Annotated in this window: 18 protein-coding genes; 2 read left to right on the top strand and 16 right to left on the bottom strand. The window is 61.4% G+C overall.

What is annotated here, in order from left to right; genetic code table 11:
• The first annotated feature begins 37 nt into the window (after nt 1–37).
• Entirely contained in the window at nt 38–241 is a 204-nt protein-coding gene (locus tag IEI94_RS14165; protein WP_191167939.1) for a PA3496 family putative envelope integrity protein, read from the top strand.
• A 105-nt stretch (nt 242–346) separates the two neighbouring features.
• Here the strand turns inward: IEI94_RS14165 and IEI94_RS14170 are convergent, their stop codons facing one another.
• Nucleotides 347–1,177, bottom strand: coding sequence for a DUF72 domain-containing protein (locus IEI94_RS14170; RefSeq protein WP_224750262.1), 831 nt, complete (start codon nt 1,175–1,177; stop codon nt 347–349).
• A 56-nt stretch (nt 1,178–1,233) separates the two neighbouring features.
• On the opposite strand from IEI94_RS14170, the gene IEI94_RS14175 reads away from it, so the two are divergent.
• Nucleotides 1,234–1,833 (top strand): undecaprenyl-diphosphatase, encoded by a 600-nt coding sequence (locus IEI94_RS14175; protein WP_191167941.1) that lies wholly within the window; start codon nt 1,234–1,236, stop codon nt 1,831–1,833.
• Nucleotides 1,834–1,859: 26 nt separating this feature from the next.
• Here IEI94_RS14175 and IEI94_RS14180 read toward each other — a convergent pair whose 3' ends face one another.
• The 15 genes from IEI94_RS14180 to atpB form a co-directional block, all read right to left on the bottom strand.
• Nucleotides 1,860–3,668, bottom strand: a complete 1,809-nt coding sequence (locus IEI94_RS14180) for a DUF945 family protein (protein WP_191167942.1) — start codon at nt 3,666–3,668, stop codon at nt 1,860–1,862.
• 19 nt (nt 3,669–3,687) lie between these two features.
• A complete protein-coding gene (glmS, locus tag IEI94_RS14185) occupies nt 3,688–5,523 on the bottom strand; it encodes a glutamine--fructose-6-phosphate transaminase (isomerizing) (RefSeq protein ID WP_191167943.1) in 1,836 nt (611 codons plus the stop codon).
• 4 nt (nt 5,524–5,527) lie between these two features.
• Entirely contained in the window at nt 5,528–6,310 is a 783-nt protein-coding gene (locus tag IEI94_RS14190) for a DeoR/GlpR family DNA-binding transcription regulator (protein ID WP_191167944.1), read from the bottom strand.
• 147 nt (nt 6,311–6,457) lie between these two features.
• The gene (gene glmU / locus IEI94_RS14195) at nt 6,458–7,819 is read right to left on the bottom strand and encodes a bifunctional UDP-N-acetylglucosamine diphosphorylase/glucosamine-1-phosphate N-acetyltransferase GlmU (protein WP_191167945.1); all 1,362 of its coding nucleotides are present in this window, start codon (nt 7,817–7,819) and stop codon (nt 6,458–6,460) included.
• Between the two features lie 13 nt (nt 7,820–7,832).
• Complete coding sequence (locus tag IEI94_RS14200; RefSeq protein WP_224750147.1) at nt 7,833–8,900, bottom strand: FAD:protein FMN transferase; 1,068 nt, start codon at nt 8,898–8,900, stop codon at nt 7,833–7,835.
• Nucleotides 8,901–8,918: 18 nt separating this feature from the next.
• Nucleotides 8,919–9,716, bottom strand: a complete 798-nt coding sequence (locus IEI94_RS14205; RefSeq protein ID WP_191167946.1) for an undecaprenyl-diphosphate phosphatase — start codon at nt 9,714–9,716, stop codon at nt 8,919–8,921.
• Between the two features lie 203 nt (nt 9,717–9,919).
• Nucleotides 9,920–11,290: a magnesium transporter gene (gene mgtE / locus IEI94_RS14210; RefSeq protein ID WP_191167947.1), complete on the bottom strand. Its 1,371-nt coding sequence runs from the start codon at nt 11,288–11,290 to the stop codon at nt 9,920–9,922.
• Between the two features lie 120 nt (nt 11,291–11,410).
• Entirely contained in the window at nt 11,411–11,839 is a 429-nt protein-coding gene (locus tag IEI94_RS14215; RefSeq protein ID WP_191167948.1) for a F0F1 ATP synthase subunit epsilon, read from the bottom strand.
• A 27-nt stretch (nt 11,840–11,866) separates the two neighbouring features.
• On the bottom strand, nt 11,867–13,243 hold the full coding sequence (gene atpD, locus IEI94_RS14220) for a F0F1 ATP synthase subunit beta (protein ID WP_191167949.1): 1,377 nt from the start codon (nt 13,241–13,243) through the stop codon (nt 11,867–11,869).
• Nucleotides 13,244–13,291: 48 nt separating this feature from the next.
• Complete coding sequence (gene atpG / locus IEI94_RS14225; protein ID WP_191167950.1) at nt 13,292–14,179, bottom strand: F0F1 ATP synthase subunit gamma; 888 nt, start codon at nt 14,177–14,179, stop codon at nt 13,292–13,294.
• 68 nt (nt 14,180–14,247) lie between these two features.
• Nucleotides 14,248–15,792, bottom strand: coding sequence for a F0F1 ATP synthase subunit alpha (gene atpA / locus IEI94_RS14230; RefSeq protein WP_191167951.1), 1,545 nt, complete (start codon nt 15,790–15,792; stop codon nt 14,248–14,250).
• 16 nt (nt 15,793–15,808) lie between these two features.
• Nucleotides 15,809–16,345, bottom strand: a complete 537-nt coding sequence (locus IEI94_RS14235; protein WP_191167952.1) for a F0F1 ATP synthase subunit delta — start codon at nt 16,343–16,345, stop codon at nt 15,809–15,811.
• 11 nt (nt 16,346–16,356) lie between these two features.
• Entirely contained in the window at nt 16,357–16,827 is a 471-nt protein-coding gene (locus tag IEI94_RS14240; protein WP_191167953.1) for a F0F1 ATP synthase subunit B, read from the bottom strand.
• 76 nt (nt 16,828–16,903) lie between these two features.
• Nucleotides 16,904–17,131, bottom strand: coding sequence for a F0F1 ATP synthase subunit C (gene atpE / locus IEI94_RS14245; protein WP_089657994.1), 228 nt, complete (start codon nt 17,129–17,131; stop codon nt 16,904–16,906).
• A gap of 75 nt (nt 17,132–17,206) precedes the next feature.
• Nucleotides 17,207–18,034 carry a F0F1 ATP synthase subunit A gene (gene atpB, locus IEI94_RS14250; RefSeq protein WP_191167954.1) on the bottom strand — a complete coding sequence of 276 codons (828 nt, stop codon included), beginning with the start codon at nt 18,032–18,034 and terminating at the stop codon, nt 17,207–17,209.
• Nucleotides 18,035–18,048: the final 14 nt, after the last annotated feature.

The following is an 18,048-nucleotide window of genomic DNA, read 5'->3' on the forward strand; positions in this document are numbered from 1 at the left end:
CACATCAAGAGAGAGTCTTGAGTCAGGAGAGTCGAGCATGCGCAATGTCGAACAGGTTTCCTCCCTCAAAACAGAGCTTCTCGATATTTTCATGAGCATGGAGGTCGATGAGCACAAGCAGCGCCAGAAGAGCGCCGCCGTGCGCTATCTTCGCGCCCGCCGCGGCATCGAGCTGCATAAGGAATTCAAGCGTCTCGAACGCGATATCGCCGATCTGGATGACGATGAGCTGATTCAATAGCCGCCGACTCGGCCCAACGGCGCCCCTGGGCGCCTTGTCACTCCCCTTTCAGGCCTCCCCTGCGTGAGGTCAGCTAGCCTTCACACCTTCGACGTCGGCCCGCGCTCAAAAGAGCGTGGCTTGCGTCTCTCCGCTAAACGGCCCTATCGCCTCTTCACCTAGCCGGTTGGCCAGCTCATCGTGAAGCTGCCTGGCGAGCTGCGGCGCGTAGCGGTTATCCGCAGTATGCACAAACAGAAAAGGACTTTTCCCCTGTTTTATCCACAGGCAGAATCGCTCAACCCAGGGCGCGAAATAACGCCTGTTAATAGCGTCGTCGACATGGCCGATAAAGCGCACCAGTGGCCTGCTCCCTGTGGACAGCACGTGTAGCGGGCGTCTCGGCTTTTCTCCCTGCGCCTTGAGCAGCCGCGGGTCGCTACCCGCCGGGGTCGAAAACAGCGCTCGTACGTCGAGCATCACGCGATCCGCGCCGTGACTTATCAACAACTGGTTAAGTGCCACCTCAGCGCCGCCCTTGTGGAAAAATTCGCTGTGCCTGACCTCGACGGCACAGGGGATTTCCGTCGGCCAGCGGGACAGCAGATGATCGAGCTGGGGAAGCTCCTCCGCTCCAAAATCGCGCGGCAGTTGCACCATCACAGGGCCGAGGCGGTCATGCAGTGGCATCAGGCGCTCCAGAAATAGCTCGATCTGCTCATCGACGCCGAGCAGGCGTGCCTCATGGGTCAGCGCAGCCGGCAATTTGAAACAGAAGCGAAACTCCGCAGGCGCCTGACGCGCCCAGTTGGCCACCGTTTCGGCCTTGGGCGCACCGCTGTAAAAGGTGGTATTGCCCTCCACGGCCGAGAATACCCGGGCGTACTCGCCCAGCCACTCCTGCTGCCTACCGTGGGGGGGATAGAAGCTACCCCGCCAATCAGCGTTGGCCCACATCGCCAGGCCAAGGTAGAGTTGTCCGGCCACTGTCACCCCACTGTCACAAGAATGCCATGAACGCGCTGAATCTCGCTCTATTCGATCTGCTCAATGCCCCACAAGACGCACCTTCCAGTATCGTGCTATTCGCCCGGCTATGTGCCGTGCAGCTGATCTGGCTGGTGCCGGCGCTGCTGGTAATCGGCTGGTTGCGCGGCAGCGAACGGCTCAAGCGCCCTCTGCTGGAGGCCTTCATGGCCACCCTGCTGGCGCTTGCGGCAAGCTACGCCATCGGCCTGATATGGCCGACACCGCGCCCCTTCATGGTGCCGGTAGGGGAATATCTGCTGGAACACCGCGCGACTCCGGCCTTTCCCAGTAACCACCTGACCATCATGCTGACCATGGGCTTCAGCCTGATGCTACACGCCACGACGCGACGCATCGCCAGCGCCTTGCTGATCGTGGCGCTCCCGGTGGCCTGGGCAAGGGTCTTCCTGGGCGTCCACTTTCCCCAGGATATGCTGGGCGCGGCGCTGCTAGCCGCCAGTGTCGCCGGCCTGGTAGGCGCCTGCCGCAGTTGGCTGGTGGCGCCCATCTATTACCACGTCGCCAGCCGGCTGTACCGATGGCTATTCGCCCCGCTGATCCAGCGGGGCTGGGTGGAGCGCTAGGCCCCCTCCTACTGCTGCCAAGCGGCTTAGAACTGCTCCAGCAGCCACTCTCCAGGCTCACCGTTCAACAGCAGCTGGCCATCGCTCAGTTGAGCCTCGAGGGAGTAGCGTTCATCCTCTTCGCGGATCACCACGCCAAGTTCCAGCATTGGCCCCAGGGCGTCCGCCGCCATTGCCATCGCCATCGCATCGAGCTCATCGTCGCCGATCATTCCAGCGTACTGCTGCCTCAGCGATTCACGCATCATCTTGTTCAGCAGCTGTGCAGAGGCATTGACGTTGAGATAGAGGCTATTCTCGGGAGCGAGCAGCCTGTCTTCCTCAAAGGCCACCAGATCCTGCAGCCGCAGGTCGGCTTCCAGCTCCATCTCGATATCGGCATCACCCATACTGAACCTGACCGGTTTGAAGCTGAGCGTAGAGCGACCTGCGATCAACTCCTCCACGACGTGCTCCATACGTTCGAACACCGGCAACAGCCTATCGGGGTCATCCCACGAGAATTGGCCGACGGCCTCATGGATCAGATCCCATAGCGTGTCGTATTGTGCTCGCGGCAACTGCCCATAGCTCGACTCGAGATGAAAGGCGATCGGACCTTCCATGCCATGAATGTTAAGATCGTTTGCGGCTAACCGTTGTACCACCTGGAAGTGCGACTCGGATTCCGGCTCCAGCCCCAGACCGAAGTTCATGTTCTGCGCTTCGAAGCCCAGCTCATCCAGTTCGTGGAGTGCCAGACCGTCGAGGTTGAAATCGAGTTGACCATACCAACTGCTCTCACCCTGACGAGTCGCCGTGATGTCAGCCACTATCTCCTGCATGGACAGCAACAACTCTGGCTCTTCGGCTTCGAAGCCCTGCAGCGCAAAGCGGCTCGTGAAGCCCTCGAAACGCCCCTCTTCGTCGAACTGGAGCTGAGCCTCTACGCTCTGACCATCGATTCGCGAATCACCAAATTGCCCACCGTCATGGCTCTCGGTGACAATTGGCCCCTCTTGCGACGTAAATGTGACGTCACGCAGCACTCCCTCGGGAAAGGACGCCACGAACTCTGCGGTAGAACCCTCGAAGGTATGGATGGCGGTAGGCTCCTCCAATCGCGCCTGACCCATGCGATTGGAACTTCGATACTCGCCGAGCGCCGGATCATAGCTAAATTCGCCGCCTAGATAATCGAGGTCGTAACGTAAATCCAGCCCCGCATCGCTCAACAGCGGGCCTGCCGTCAGGACCATCTGCATAGGTGCCCACTCGCCTACCACGACCTGATCGAAACCGACCCTGGCGTCGTAATGTGAGAGACTCCCATCGAGCTCCATTTGCACCAACTGATCGAATAGCCAACCCGAAGCGTCCGCTTGCCCTTCAATACTGGCGAAGGCGCCGATAAAGGGGCCATGGGCAATCTGATCGTCAACGCGGATCCGCAGCGGGTCGCCCTCGAACTCCTGCTCCATGGCGGTACCAAGAAGGCCTGTATAGAGTTGCGCAAACTCCGGCTCGAGTACGAGTTCGTAAGTAGCGTTTGCCTCCAGCCAGCCACGCTCGTAGCTCAGGTTTTCGACCTCTATATAACCGAAGCGCTGTAACTGCTGCAGATAATCGGCGTACTTCTGCTCGACCTGCTGGCCTACCCAGTAAGGAGCCCCCAGCCCGACAATAAGCGCCAGCCCTGCAATAATCACCACCGTTCTCTTGAGTACACTACCCCGACGATGCTGTCCCTTCCCCATGTCGATATCCTTTTCTCGTTTTTCGTTTACTTCGAACAGAGCAGCAAGAAATGAGAGTTGCTGCCCTAGGTCGAAGTAAAGTTTAACGACAATAAACAAGAAAAGTAAGCTGGCAGCCTTACTCCACCGTTACCGACTTGGCCAAGTTGCGTGGCTGATCGACATCGGTGCCCTTGAGCACTGCAACATGATAGGAGAGCAACTGCAGCGGCAGGGTATAGAGGATGGGCGCCAGCGCCTCATCGACGTGGGGCAGATGCAGTACCTTGATGCCCTCCTCAGCCTTGATCGCGACCTGTTCATCGCCAAACACGTAGAGCTCCCCGCCACGGGCGCGAACCTCCTGCAGATTCGACTTGAGCTTGTCGAGCAGCTCGTCGTTAGGCGCCACCGAAATCACCGGCATTTCGCTGTCGACCAGCGCCAGTGGGCCATGCTTGAGCTCGCCAGCCGGATAGGCCTCGGCGTGGATATAGGAGATCTCCTTGAGCTTGAGCGCACCTTCCAGGGCAATTGGAAAGTGCGCGCCGCGGCCCAGAAACAATGCGTGATGTTTCTCGGCGAAATCCACCGAGAGTCGCTCGATCTCGCGATCCAGCGCCAGTACCCGAGTGATCAGTGCCGGCAGCCCGCGCAGCGCGGCCACGATGCTGGCCTGGCGCTGCTCATCCATGCCGCGCTGGCGACCCAGTGCCAGGGTAAACAGCATCAGTGCCGTGAGCTGGGTGGTGAAGGCCTTGGTGGAGGCGACCCCGATCTCCGGCCCGGCGTGGGTCATCAGCGTCAGATCCGACTCGCGCACCAGTGAGCTGCCCGGCACGTTACAGATTGCCAGGCTGCCGAGGTAGCCGCTGTGCTTGGCAAAGCGCAGCGCGGCCAGGGTGTCGGCGGTCTCGCCGGACTGGGACAGGGTTACGAAGAGGGTGTCCTCGGGCACCACCACGCTGCGGTAGCGATACTCCGAGGCGACTTCCACCTGAGTGGGAATGCCGGCATAACGCTCGAGCCAGTAGCGCGCTACCATACCGGCGTGATAGCTGGTGCCACAGGCAATGATATGGATCTGCTTGGCCTGGGAAAACAGTGCCTCGGCCTCGACGCCGAAGCTCTTGACCAGCACGCCGCGTTCACTCAGCCGTCCTTCCAGGGTCCGGGCAATGACCGCCGGCTGTTCGAAGATCTCCTTGAGCATGAAGTGGCGATAATGGCCCTTGCTGGCGGCCCCATCGCCGTGTTCGAAAGTCTGGATGTCGCGCTCGACCGCTCGCCCTTCGGCGTCGACGATCTCGGTCACCCCGCCCCGCGAGAGGCGAACCACATCGCCCTCCTGGAGGTAGATAAAGCGGTCGGTGACCTGCAGCAGCGCCAGCGGGTCCGAGGCCAGGAAGGCCTCCTCGATGCCCACGCCCACTACCAGCGGACTGCCCTTGCGCGCGCCGATTACCACGTCCGGCTCGGCGGCATGTATCACCCCCAGCGCATAGGCGCCGTCAAGGCGTGTCAGCACCCGCTGCACCGCCGCCATCAGGTCGCCCTGGGCCTGGCTCTCACGGTCCAGCAGATGAGCGATGACCTCGGTATCGGTCTCGGATTCGAACGCGTAGCCGCTGGCTTCGAGGTCGGCCTTGAGGGCCTCGAAATTCTCGATGATACCGTTGTGTACCACCGCCAGGCGGCCATTGGACTGATGAGGATGGGCATTGGCTTCGCTGGGCTTGCCGTGGGTCGCCCAGCGGGTATGGGCAATACCCACACTGCCTGTCAGGGTCGCCTGCTCCAGCCGCTCGCCGAGCGCCGCAACCTTGCCCACTGCACGCCGTCGCGCCAGGGTTCCACTCTCATCGATTATCGCCATGCCGGCCGAGTCATAGCCACGATACTCGAGGCGCCGCAGCCCCTCGAGCAAGATACCCTGGACGTTCCGTCCGGCTACCGCTGCAACGATTCCGCACATTGTTCTACCTCCTGGATTCAGATTCATCCACCGTGACGGTGACTACCTCGACGGCGTGAGCCTCGATCGCCTGGCGTTGGGCAGGTTCGAGGCGATGATCAGTGATCAGTGTATCGATGCTGCCCCATGGCAACTCGAGATTGGGGATTCGCCGGCCGATCTTGTCGGCCTCTACCAGTACCACCACCTCCCGTGCCACCTCGGCCATCACTCGCGACAGGCCCAGCAGCTCGTTGAAGGTCGTGGTGCCTCGTTCGAGATCGATGCCGTCGGCACCGATGAATAGCTGGTCGAAGTCGTAGCGGCGCAGTACGGCTTCGGCGACCTGGCCCTGGAACGACTCGGAGTGGGGATCCCAGGTACCGCCGGTCATCAGCAGGATGGGCTCGCGCTCCAGGGCGTGGAGCGCATTGGCCACCGCCAGGGAGTTGGTCATCACCACCAGACCGGTCTTGCCATCGAGTTCGGGAATCATCGCCGAGGTCGTGGTGCCGCTGTCGATGATGATGCGGCTGTGCTCCGGCAGCCGCTGAGCCGCGGCGGCGGCAATCGCGCGCTTGGCGGCCGAGACCTTGAGCGTGCCGTCCAGCAGCTCTACAGGAAGCGGCACCGCGCCCCCATGGCGGCGTAGCAGCAGTCCGCTCTTCTCCAGGGTGGCCAGATCCTTGCGAATCGTTACCTCGGAAAAGTCGAAGCGCTGCGCCAGGGTCTCGACGCTGACTTCGCCCTCGGCGTTAACGTAGGCCAGGATGGCGTGCCGTCGCTGGGCGGTATTGCGCTTGGTCATGGAAAATTGAAAGTCATAAATTTCGATATGAAAGGTATTAACAATCGAATGAAAGACTATTGGAGAGAGAACGTCAATATCCAGAGACAAAAAAGCCGCTTCGGCTAAGGAGCCGCAGCGGCATGCTAGGAGCGATTATCGGCTGGATCAGGGTTTCTTGCTAGGACGCGGCCAATCGGGCTTGCTGATCTGCCTAGCGCGCGACACGGCCAGCGCCCCGTCGGCGATATCCTTGCTGATGGTCGAGCCAGCGCCCACCGTGGCACCATTGCCCACGCTGACCGGTGCCACCAGGGCGGTGTTGGAACCTATAAAGGCGTCGTCGCCAATCTCGGTACGGTGCTTGTTGGCACCGTCGTAGTTGCAAGTGATGGTGCCTGCCCCCACGTTCACCCCCCGCCCCAGGGTGGCATCGCCTATATAGCTCAGGTGGTTGATCTTGCTCCCCTCGCCGACCTCGACATTCTTGGTCTCGACAAAGTTACCGACCTTGGCGCCCACCGCCAGACGTGAGCCGGGGCGCAGGCGAGCGAAGGGACCAATCCGGTTGTGGCCGGTGGCCACGGCGCCTTCGAGCACGCTGTGGGCCTCGATCACACTCTCGGCACCGATATGGCTGTCCCGAATCACACAGTAGGGGCCGATGCGCACCCCTTCGCCAAGCTCCACCTCACCTTCGAACACGCAGCCGACGTCGATCTCCACATCGTGGCCGCAGCGCAGGCTACCACGCACATCGAGGCGGGCCGGATCGGCCAGCGCCACCCCCTCGGCCATCAGGCCCTCGGCAATGGCCTGCTGATGGGCGCGCTCGAGGCGCGCCATCTGGGCGCGATTATTGACGCCTTCGACCTCAACGGGACTGGCCGGCTGCGCCGTGGCAATGGCCACGCCCTCGGCGGCGGCCATGGCGATCACGTCGGTGAGGTAGTACTCTCCCTGGGCGTTATCCGCCGACAGCTGTGGCAGCCAACGTCTCAACTGGGCGCTGGTCATCGCCATGATGCCGGTATTGCACTCCTGAATCTCCCGCTCGCTCTCGCTGGCATCCTTGTGCTCGACGATCGCCACCGCCTGACCGTCGGCGTTGCGCAGGATACGGCCGTAGCCGCCAGGATCGTCGAGGGTCACGGTGAGCAGCGCCATCTGCCGCTCGCTGACGCTGTCGAGCAGCGCCGTCAGGGTCTCACGGCGAATCAGCGGTACATCACCATAGAGCACCAGCACCTTGTCGGGGCCCAGCGCATCGAGCGCCTGGGCAACGGCATGACCGGTGCCCTTCTGCTCGGCTTGTACGGCAAAGCTGACCGGACAATCCCCGAGGGCCTGGCGAAGCTGGTCGCCGCCGTGGCCAATCACCACATGCAGCCGCTCCGCGCCGAGGGTAGCCGCCGTATCGATGACATGACGCACCATCGGCTTGCCAGCCAGGGTATGCAGCACCTTGGGCCGCGTAGAACGCATCCGTGTGCCCTGACCGGCGGCTAGAATCACTACGTCGAGGGTCATGCTCTCTCCTTGTTCAGTCGTCCAGGTCGATGCCGATCTCGGCGAGGGTCTCGGCGCCGAAATAGTCGATGAATGACGAGCTCATCCGCGTTGCCCATCCATCACCGTTTCGCAGCAGCAGCATCACCATCAGGTCGTGCTGTTCGGCCAACGCCAGTCCCTGCTCGGGGCCCAGCACCATCATCGCCGTGGCCCAGGCATCGGCCCAGGTATTGGAAGGGTGGAGGACCGTTACCGAGGCCAGCGAGTGCTCGATCGGCGTGCCGCTGCGCGGGTCGATGGTGTGCGAATAGCGCTGACCATCGGCCTCGAAATAGTTGCGATAGTCGCCGGAGGTGGCCACCGAGATATCGTGCAGCGGCAGCGTATGATGGGCGACTTGACGACTGCCGTCGGGAACTTCGATGCCGATCCGCCACGGATGCTGCTGCTCGTCACGATAGCCCTTGACGATCAGATCGCCGCCCAGATTGACCAGATAGTGCTCGATGCCCTGGGCGTCGAGATAGGCGGCGACCCGGTCAGTGCCATGGCCCTTGGCCACCCCGCCGAGGTCGATGAACACATCGCCGATGCGCCTGGCGCGGGTTTCGCTGGCATCCAGCTCGAGCTTGTCGTAGCCAATCTCCGCGAGTCGCTCGGCAAGGGCCTCCGATGACGGCACTTCCTCGGGACGTGCTTCCGAACCAAAGCTCCACAAGTTGACCAATCCACCCACGGTGACATCGAAGCTACCATCGCTCTGCTCAGCCACCGTCTGGCTGACCGACAGCACCTCGAATAGTGCGTCGGAGAGCGTCAGCCACTCGCCCACCGGGGTATGGTTGAGGTCCATCAGTTCACTGTCGTCGCGATAGATCGACATCGCCGCATCGACGTCGTCAAGCTCGGCGACGAAGCCCTCCTCGAGGGCCTCGGCCTGGCTGCGGGTGAGCGAGTCAGCGATAGTCACCTGATAGAAGGAGCCGAAGATATTGCCCTCGAGGCGCACTGGCGCATCGAGCTCCGGGTCCTGTTCACCACAACCCGCCAACAGCACTGCCGTCAGTAGCGGCAACAGCATAAGACGGATGACGTACATGCTTAATCTCCCAAGGGGTTACCAGAAAAACCACAGCAGCCAGAGTCCAAAGATAACCCGATAGATCACGAACGGCTGCATACCGATACGTTTGATGAATATCAGAAAATAGTGAATGCACAGGTAAGCGCTGAGGCCCGACAGCAGAGTCCCCAGGATCAGCGCCGTCCAGGCGACGTCCTCAGGCTCACGGATCAAACCAAATACCTCGAGCCCACCGGCCAGCACGATCACCGGAATCGACATCAGAAACGAGAACCGTGCAGCACTCTCGCGGTTCATCCCGAGCAGCAGCGCCGCGGTGATGGTGATACCTGAGCGCGAGGTCCCGGGAATCAACGCCAGCGCCTGGGCGCCGCCGATCAGCAGCGCATCTTTCATGGTCAGGTGATATTCGCTGCGCACCCCCCGCTTGCGCCAGTCAGCATAGCCCAGCAGCAGCCCAAACAGGATCAGGCTGGCACCGATCAGTAACGGCGAGCGCATGCTGGTCTCGATCGGCGTCTTGAAGATCAGCGCGGCGATGCCCACCGGTATTGTCGCCAGCAGCACCCACCATGCCAGACGACCATCCTCGTCGCTCGGCTGGCCACGACAGGAGGCCACCCAACTGAGCGTCATACGCTTCAGTTCGTGACGAAAATAGAGAATGACCGCCGCCAGGCTGCCAATATGCAGCGCCACATCGAAGGCCAGTCCCTGGTCGCTCCACGGCGTTAGCGCCGGCACCAGGATCAGGTGTGCAGAGCTGGAAATCGGCAGGAACTCGGTAAGTCCCTGTACCAGCGAGAGAACAACGACCTGTAACCAATCCATTGTGAGTCCTTAATGGCCGATATATGGCGCCCCACTCAGGCAGCGGTAAGTCCATGCTTCAACCACCCCTAGTGTCGTGGCCGCGGACAAGGATACACATTCGGTAACAGTTTGTCCGCCGCACCGGCAATACATCTATCCAACCGGCTTCTCGTCCTGCATGCGATCGTCAGTTCGAACATCGACATCCCACATTTTACTGTTCATATGCTCGTCAGAATCGCAGTGGCAATGCTGAAATAAATCAGCACGCCACAGGCATCGATCATGGTCGTGACCAGCGGAGCAGAAGCCGTCGCGGGATCCCACCCCAGACGATTGAGCAGAAACGGCAGACACATGCCAAGCAAGCTACCGAACAGCACGATAATGACCATGCTCAAGGCCACTACCATGGCTACCGCCTCGCCGCCACGCATCACCCCAATGGGGGCCACCGCCAGAGCCATGGTCAAGCCTAGTGAACCCGCCACTAGCAGTTCACGGCCAAGCAGCTTGCTCCAGTCCTTGACGCCAACATCCCCGGTGGCCATACCGCGCACCATCAGGGTGGCAGCCTGGGCACCAGCATTGCCACCGCTGCCAATCAGCAGCGGCAGGAAGAACACCAGCGCCACTTGTGCGGCGATGGTCTCTTCGAAATACGCGATACCCGCGCCGGAGAACAGATGGGCAAACACCAGCAGTACCAGCCAAGTCACACGTTTGCGATATAGGCTCCACAGCGGCACGCGGCTCACACCATCCTCAAGCTGGCCGATCGACATCCCCTTGTGGATATCTTCGGTAGCCTCTGATTCGGCGACATCCATGGCGTCATCGTGGGTGACGATACCCACCATGCGGTCATCTATATCGATCACCGGCACCGCCAGCAGGTCATAGCGTGATACCAGGCGTGCCACATCCTCCTGGGGATCGTCGACCTTGGCGCCAATCACATCCTTGATCATCAGGTCATCGACCAGCGCCCCCGGGCGCGCCACCATCAGCTGCCGCAGCGACAAGGTCCCGGCCAGCCTGCCCTCATCGGCAAGCACGTAGATCTGGTAGACAGTCTCTGCATCAGGCGCCGTCTGACGCACCCGCATCATCGCCTGGGACACGGTCATGCCGCTGGGAATCGCCACATAGTCCGAGGTCATGATTGCCCCGGCGGTACCCTCCTCATAGCTGGCCAGGCGCTTTAGATCTTCACGCTCCTGCTTGGCCATACGGCGCAGCAGACCCTCGCGGCGGTCCTCATCGAGCAGGTTGAAGAGGTCAGCACGTTCATCCGAGCTCATCTCCTCGAACAGCGCAAGCAGCGTCTCGTCGGACATCGCCTCGGCCAGCTCGCCCTGCATATCAGCGGGCAGATAGCCAAATACATTGGCTCGTCGCTCCACCGAGAGATGGGCAAGCAGGGCAAAGACGGTAGGCGTATCGTCGTCTTCCTCGGCGATCTCTTCGAGAATCTCGGCGATATCCGCGGCACGCAGCTCGGGCAACACGTCGTCGAGATCGGCCGCATCGGACTGCAGCGCCTCGAGTAGCGTGTTCTTGTGTTCGATAAGGGCTTCATTCAATGACATAGGCATCCTCCTGACGCCATCACCAGACGGGTAGGGTGGCGAGCGTGGCGACCATCATAGCAGATACGAAAACGCCCCCCGGTCGGCGACGCGGGGGGCGTTTTCCACGACAGGAGCCGATCAGCTCTTGCCGGCCTTCTTGCGCAGCTGCTGAATCGTTCTGAGCTGAGCCACCGCCTCGGCGAGTTCTGCCGCCGCACGCGTGTAGTCCAGCTCCGAGGACTTCTCGTTGAACGATTTGAGCGCCTGCTCGCGCGCCTCTTCGGCCGCCGCTTCGTCGATGTCACCGGCCCGGGTGGCCGCATCGGCAAGAATCGACACCACCTTGGGCTGGACTTCCAGGAAGCCGCCCGAGATGTAGAAGTTCTCCTCGACGCCACCTGCCAGCGTCACCCTGACCGGTCCCGGCTGCAGCTCGGTCAGCAGCGGGGTGTGCCCGGGCAGAATGCCCAGGTCACCCATGATCCCGGCGGCGACCACCTGCTCGACCTCGCCGGAGAACACCGCTTCCTCGGCGCTGACAATCTCGCACTTGAAGCTGTTCGCCATAGTGTTGTCCCCTCTGGGTGGACGGCCTTACTTCATCTTGTTGGCTTTCTCGACGGCTTCGTCGATCGAACCGACCATGTAGAAGGCCTGCTCCGGCAGCTCGTCGTACTCGCCGTTGAGGATACCCTGGAAACCACGGATGGTCTCCTTGAGCGACACGTACTTGCCGGGCGCCCCGGTAAACACCTCGGCGACGAAGAACGGCTGCGACAGGAAGCGCTGAATCTTGCGCGCCCGTGACACGGCCAGCTTGTCCTCGTCGGACAGCTCATCCATGCCCAGGATCGCAATGATGTCCTTGAGCTCCTTGTATCGCTGCAGCACGTTCTGTACACCGCGAGCAGTGTCGTAGTGCTCCTGACCCACCACCAGCGGGTCAAGCTGACGCGAGGTGGAGTCGAGGGGATCGATGGCCGGGTAGATGCCCAGCTCAGCGATGGAGCGCGCCAGTACCACGGTGGCGTCCAGGTGCGAGAAGGTGGTCGCCGGAGACGGATCGGTCAAGTCATCCGCCGGCACGTAGACCGCCTGCACGGAGGTGATCGAGCCAGTCTTGGTCGAGGTGATACGCTCCTGCAGGACACCCATCTCCTCGGCCAGGGTCGGCTGATAGCCTACCGCAGATGGCATACGACCCAGCAGTGCCGAAACCTCGGTACCGGCCAGGGTGTAGCGGTAGATGTTATCGACGAACAGCAGCACGTCGCGGCCTTCATCGCGGAACTTCTCAGCGATGGTCAGGCCGGTCAGTGCCACGCGCAGGCGGTTGCCCGGCGGCTCGTTCATCTGACCATAGACCAGCGCCACCTTGTCGATAACGTTGGATTCGGTCATTTCATGATAGAAGTCGTTACCCTCGCGGGTACGCTCACCGACACCGGCAAACACCGAGTAACCGCTGTGCTCGGTGGCAATGTTGCGGATCAGCTCCATCATGTTGACGGTCTTGCCCACGCCGGCGCCGCCGAACAGGCCTACCTTGCCGCCCTTGGCGAACGGGCAGACCAGATCGATGACCTTGATGCCAGTCTCGAGCAGCTCGTTAGAGGCCGCCTGCTCGGCATAGGTCGGGGGCTTGCGGTGGATCGGCATGCGCTCCTGCTCACCGATGTCACCCGCCTCATCGATCGGCTCACCGAGCACGTTCATGATCCGGCCCAGCGTCTCCTTGCCCACCGGCACGGAGATGGCAGCACCGGTGTTGGCAACGTCCATGCCACGCTTGAGGCCCTCAGTAGAGCCCATGGCGATGGTGCGCACCACGCCGTCGCCCAGCTGCTGCTGAGTCTCGAGCACGGTGTCGACTTCCGCGACCTTCAGCGCGTCGTAGACCTTGGGCACTGAGTCCCGCGGAAACTCTACGTCAATCACCGCGCCGATGATTTGTACGATACGTCCGCTCATCTTGGTTCCTCTTAAATACCTGCAAATGAAACCTGGCTTCCCAAGCTGCTATACGGCGGCTGCGCCACCGACGATCTCCGAGATTTCCTGGGTAATCGCGGCCTGACGGGCCTTGTTGTACACCAGTTGCAGATCGTCGATCAGACCACCGGCGTTATCGGTGGCACTCTTCATCGCTATCATCCGCGCAGCCTGCTCACAGGCGGTGTTCTCGACCACCGACTGATACACCTGCGACTCGATGAAGCGCTCTAGCAGCCGGTCCAGCAGCACCTTGGCATCCGGCTCATACAGGTAGTCCCAGCTTCCGGGACGAGTCTGTTCTTCATCATCATGCGCCTCTCCGATGTCGGGAGAGAGCGGCAGAAGCTGTCTGACCACCGGCTGTTGCGTCATGGTGTTGACGAATTCGTTGTACACCACGAATAGCCGATCCAGACGCCCTTCGTCATACGCTTCCAACATGACCTTGACGCTACCGATCAGGTCCTGAACCCGCGGCGATTCGCCGAGCCCGCTCTTGGCCGCCACGAGGTTCCCCCCGTAGTTGCGGAAGAAGGTGCTGGCCTTGGTACCCAGAGCACAGAACTCAAGCTCTGCGCCCTGGTCGCGCCACGCCTTGGCATCCCTGAGGACCGCCTTGAACAGGTTGACGTTGAGGCCACCGCACAGGCCGCGGTCGGTGGAGACCACGATATAGCCGACGCGCTCCACGGAGCGCTCGACCATGTACGGATGCATATCTTCCGGGTCCATGTCGGCATCGGCGATATGCGCCACCACATCGCGAATCAACCGCGAGTAGGGGTGGCTGGCCTTCATCAGGTCCTGGGCTTTACGCATCTTCGACGCAGCCACCATTTCCATGGCGCTGGTGATCTTCTGCGTATTCTTGATGCTCCCGATCTGGGTGCGTATCTCTTTTGCAGCTGCCATAGCGATCTACCCTCGTTCGTGGCTCTCAGAAAGCATGCTGGCCTGCCCCGCAGGGCAGGCCCTCGGCATTACCAGCTCTGAGTCGCCTTGAACTTCTCGAGACCCGCCTTCAAGGCTTCCTGGATCTCGCTGCTGTAGTCGCCGGTCTGGTTGATCTTGTCGAGCAGCTCGGCGTGTTCGGACTTCATGTACTCGTGCAGAGCACGCTCGAAGTCCAGCACCTTGCTGACATCGACGTCATCCAGATGACCTTCATTGGCGGCGTACAGCGACAGCGCCATTTCGGCCACGGACAGCGGCGAATACTGGTTCTGCTTCATCAGCTCGGTGACGCGCTGACCGTGCTCGAGCTGCTTGCGAGTGGCCTCGTCGAGGTCCGATGCAAACTGCGAGAACGCCGCCAGCTCGCGGTACTGAGCCAGCGCCAGGCGCACGCTACCGCCGAGCTTCTTGATGATCTTGGTCTGCGCCGAGCCACCCACCCGCGACACCGACAGACCGGCGTTGATCGCCGGACGGATGCCCGAGTTGAACAGGTTGGTCTCGAGGAAGATCTGACCGTCGGTGATCGAGATCACGTTGGTGGGTACGAACGCCGAGACGTCGCCACCCTGGGTCTCGATGATCGGCAGCGCGGTCAACGAGCCGGTCTTGCCTTTGACTTCACCGTTGGTGAACTTCTCGACGTAGTCGACGTTGACCCGTGCCGCACGCTCCAGCAGACGCGAGTGGAGATAGAAGACATCACCCGGATAGGCTTCACGGCCCGGCGGACGACGCAGCAGCAGCGACACCTGGCGATAGGCCACGGCCTGCTTGGAGAGATCGTCGTAGACGATCAGCGCGTCTTCGCCGCGGTCGCGGAAGTACTCGCCCATGGTGCAGCCGGAGTAGGCGGCCAGGAACTGCATCGGCGCCGGATCGGCAGCGCCGGCGGCGACCACGATGGTGTGCTCCATGGCGCCATGCTCTTCGAGCTTGCGCACCACGTTGGCAATCGTCGACTGCTTCTGGCCGATGGCCACATAGACGCAGGTAACGCCCTTGCCTTTCTGGTTGATGATGGCGTCGATGGCGATCGCCGACTTACCGATCTGACGGTCGCCGATGATCAGCTCACGCTGACCACGGCCGATCGGCACCATGGCGTCGATCGACTTGAGGCCGGTCTGGATCGGCTCATCAACGGACTGACGGGTGATGACGCCCGGGGCGACCTTCTCCACCGCGTCGGTCAACTTGGCGTCAATGTCGCCCTTGCCGTCGATGGGAATGCCCAGCGGATCGACCACGCGGCCAATCAGTTCAGGGCCCACCGGCACCTCAAGGATACGACCGGTACAGCTGGCGGTCATGCCCTCTTCGAGCTGCAGGTAGTCGCCCAGCACCACGGCGCCGACGGAGTCGCGCTCGAGGTTGAGCACCATGCCGAAGATGGCGCCAGGGAATTCGATCATCTCACCGAACATCGCGTCGGCCAGGCCGTGAATACGCACGATGCCGTCGGAAACGCTGACGATGGTGCCCTGATTACGGGCCTCGGATGCGACGTCAAGCTTCTCGATACGCTGCTTGATGATGTCGCTGATCTCGGAAGGATTCAGTTGCTGCATGCCATGTCCCTCAGACTCAGGCGTAGAGCGCTTCGCGCAGACGGTTCAATCGACCGCGTACCGAACCGTCTATGACGGTATCGCCGGCACGCAGGATCACACCGCCCAGCAGCGCCGGGTCTACCTGAGTGGTAATGGAGATTTCGCGATTCAGGCGCTTCTTGAGCGCACTGGCGAGCTTTTTCTGCTGCTTGTCTTCGAGCGCGTAGGCCGAGACCACCGTCACATCGACACGCTGTTCGTGATCGGCCCGCAGGGCCTCGAACTGAGCGGCAACGGAGGTCAGTGCGGCGAGGCGATTCTGGCTGGCCAGTGTCTCGAGAAAACGCCGTGCGTCATCGTCGAGCTTGATGTCGGTCACCTCGATGAGCAGCTCAACCTTACGCGCGCTAGTCAGCTTGGGGCTCGACAGCGCCTTCTGGAGCTCGCTATGGGCGACGACCTGGCCAAGGACATTAAGCCACTCGGACCAGGTCGTCAGCGCCTGATGATCGCGTGCGTACTCGAACGCTGCCTTGGCGTAAGGCCGTGCAACGGTAGATGTTTCCGCCATGGATCACCTCCTCACAGTTCGGCAGCGAGCTTATCAAGCATCTCGCGGTGCGCCTTCTCATCGATGGAGGACTCCAGAACACGCTCGGCGCCGATCAGGGCCAGCGTGGCGACTTGAGCACGCAGCTCGTCCTTCACGCGATTGACCTCTTGATCGATCTCGGCGCGGGCGCTCGCCACCAGGCGTTCGCCCTCGCTGCGGGCCTGCTCACGCGCTTCTTCGATCATCTGCGTGGAGCGTTTGTGCGCCTGCTCGAGAATCTCGGAGGCTTGCTCCTTGCTTTCACGCAGCGTCTGCTCGGCCTGCTCCTGGGCAAGCTCCAGATCACGCGAAGCGCGGCTGGCGGCATCGAGACCGTCGGCTATGCGCTTCTGACGCTCGTGGAGCGCCTGGCTGAGCGGTGGCCACACGTACTTTATGCAAAACCAGACAAAGATCGCGAAGGCGATCGTCTGCCCGATAAGCGTCATGTTGATATTCACAGGATGATACCTCTGACGGTTTCGTGGCGGCCGGAAACAAGCGAGCCGAGCGCAGGGCGCTCGGCACGGTGACTCGTTACCCGGCTACAACGAAGATCAGGTACATCGCGATACCGACGCCGATCATCGGCACGGCATCGAGCAGGCCAGCCATGATGAAGGTGCGGGTCTGCAGCTGGTCGCCCAGCTCCGGCTGACGCGCGGTGGTCTCGAGCAGCTTACCGCCCAGGATGGCGAAGCCGAAACCGGTAGTCAGGGCGCTGACGCTGATGATGATGGCCGCCGCAAGGTAAACGATTTCCATGGTAGTGCTCCTACATTCGAGTTGAGGTCAGGTTTAAAGTTACCGCGTTTGCAATCGTTGCTCGGTTCGTAATGCTTAGTGATGCTCGTGCGCTGCGCTCAGGTACACGATCGACAGCGTCGTGAAGATGAACGCCTGCAGCGAAACGATCAGGATGTGGAAGATCGCCCACGGCACGTCCAGCATCCAGATGGCCCAGAACGGCAGCAGGGCGATAAGGATGAAGATCACCTCACCGGCAAACATGCTGCCGAACAGACGCAGCCCCAGGCTGATCGGTTTGACCAGCAGGCCGACGATCTCGAGGATCAGGTTGAACGGGGCCAACAGCCAGGTGTTGAAGGGGGTCAGCGCCAGCTCCTTGCCGAAGCCGGCCACGCCCTTGACCCTGCAGCTGGAGTAGATGATCAGCAGGAATACGCCCAGGGCCATGCCGAGGGTGGCGTTAACATCGGTGGTCGGCACGATCTTCATGTACTCGACGCCCAGGCGACCGAACATCTCAGGCACATAGTCCACCGGAATCAGCTTGAGGCTGTTCATCAGCAGGATCCAGATGAACAGCGTCAAGGCCAACGGCGCAATCATCGGGTTCTTGCCGTGGAAGGTCGAGCGGGTCAGGTTCTCGATAAACTCGATGACCATCTCGGCAGCATTCTGCAGGCCGCCGGGCACGCCGGTGGTGGCCATGCGCCCAGCTTTGCGAAACACCCAGATGAACAGGGCACCCATGGCGATCGACCAGCCCATGGTGTCGAGGTGGATGGCCCAGAAGCCCATGTCCACCGCTTCCTGAGAGGTGGACGCCAGCGACCAGCCATTTTCCGGATGCTTGCCAAACGTCAGGTTCTGGAGGTGGTGCTGTATGTAATAGATGGCGGTCATTTCGTTATCCGCTGCCATACGCTGCTTACCTC

This window comes from Halomonas sp. ML-15, from assembly GCF_014779595.1.
Taxonomy (GTDB): domain Bacteria; phylum Pseudomonadota; class Gammaproteobacteria; order Pseudomonadales; family Halomonadaceae; genus Franzmannia.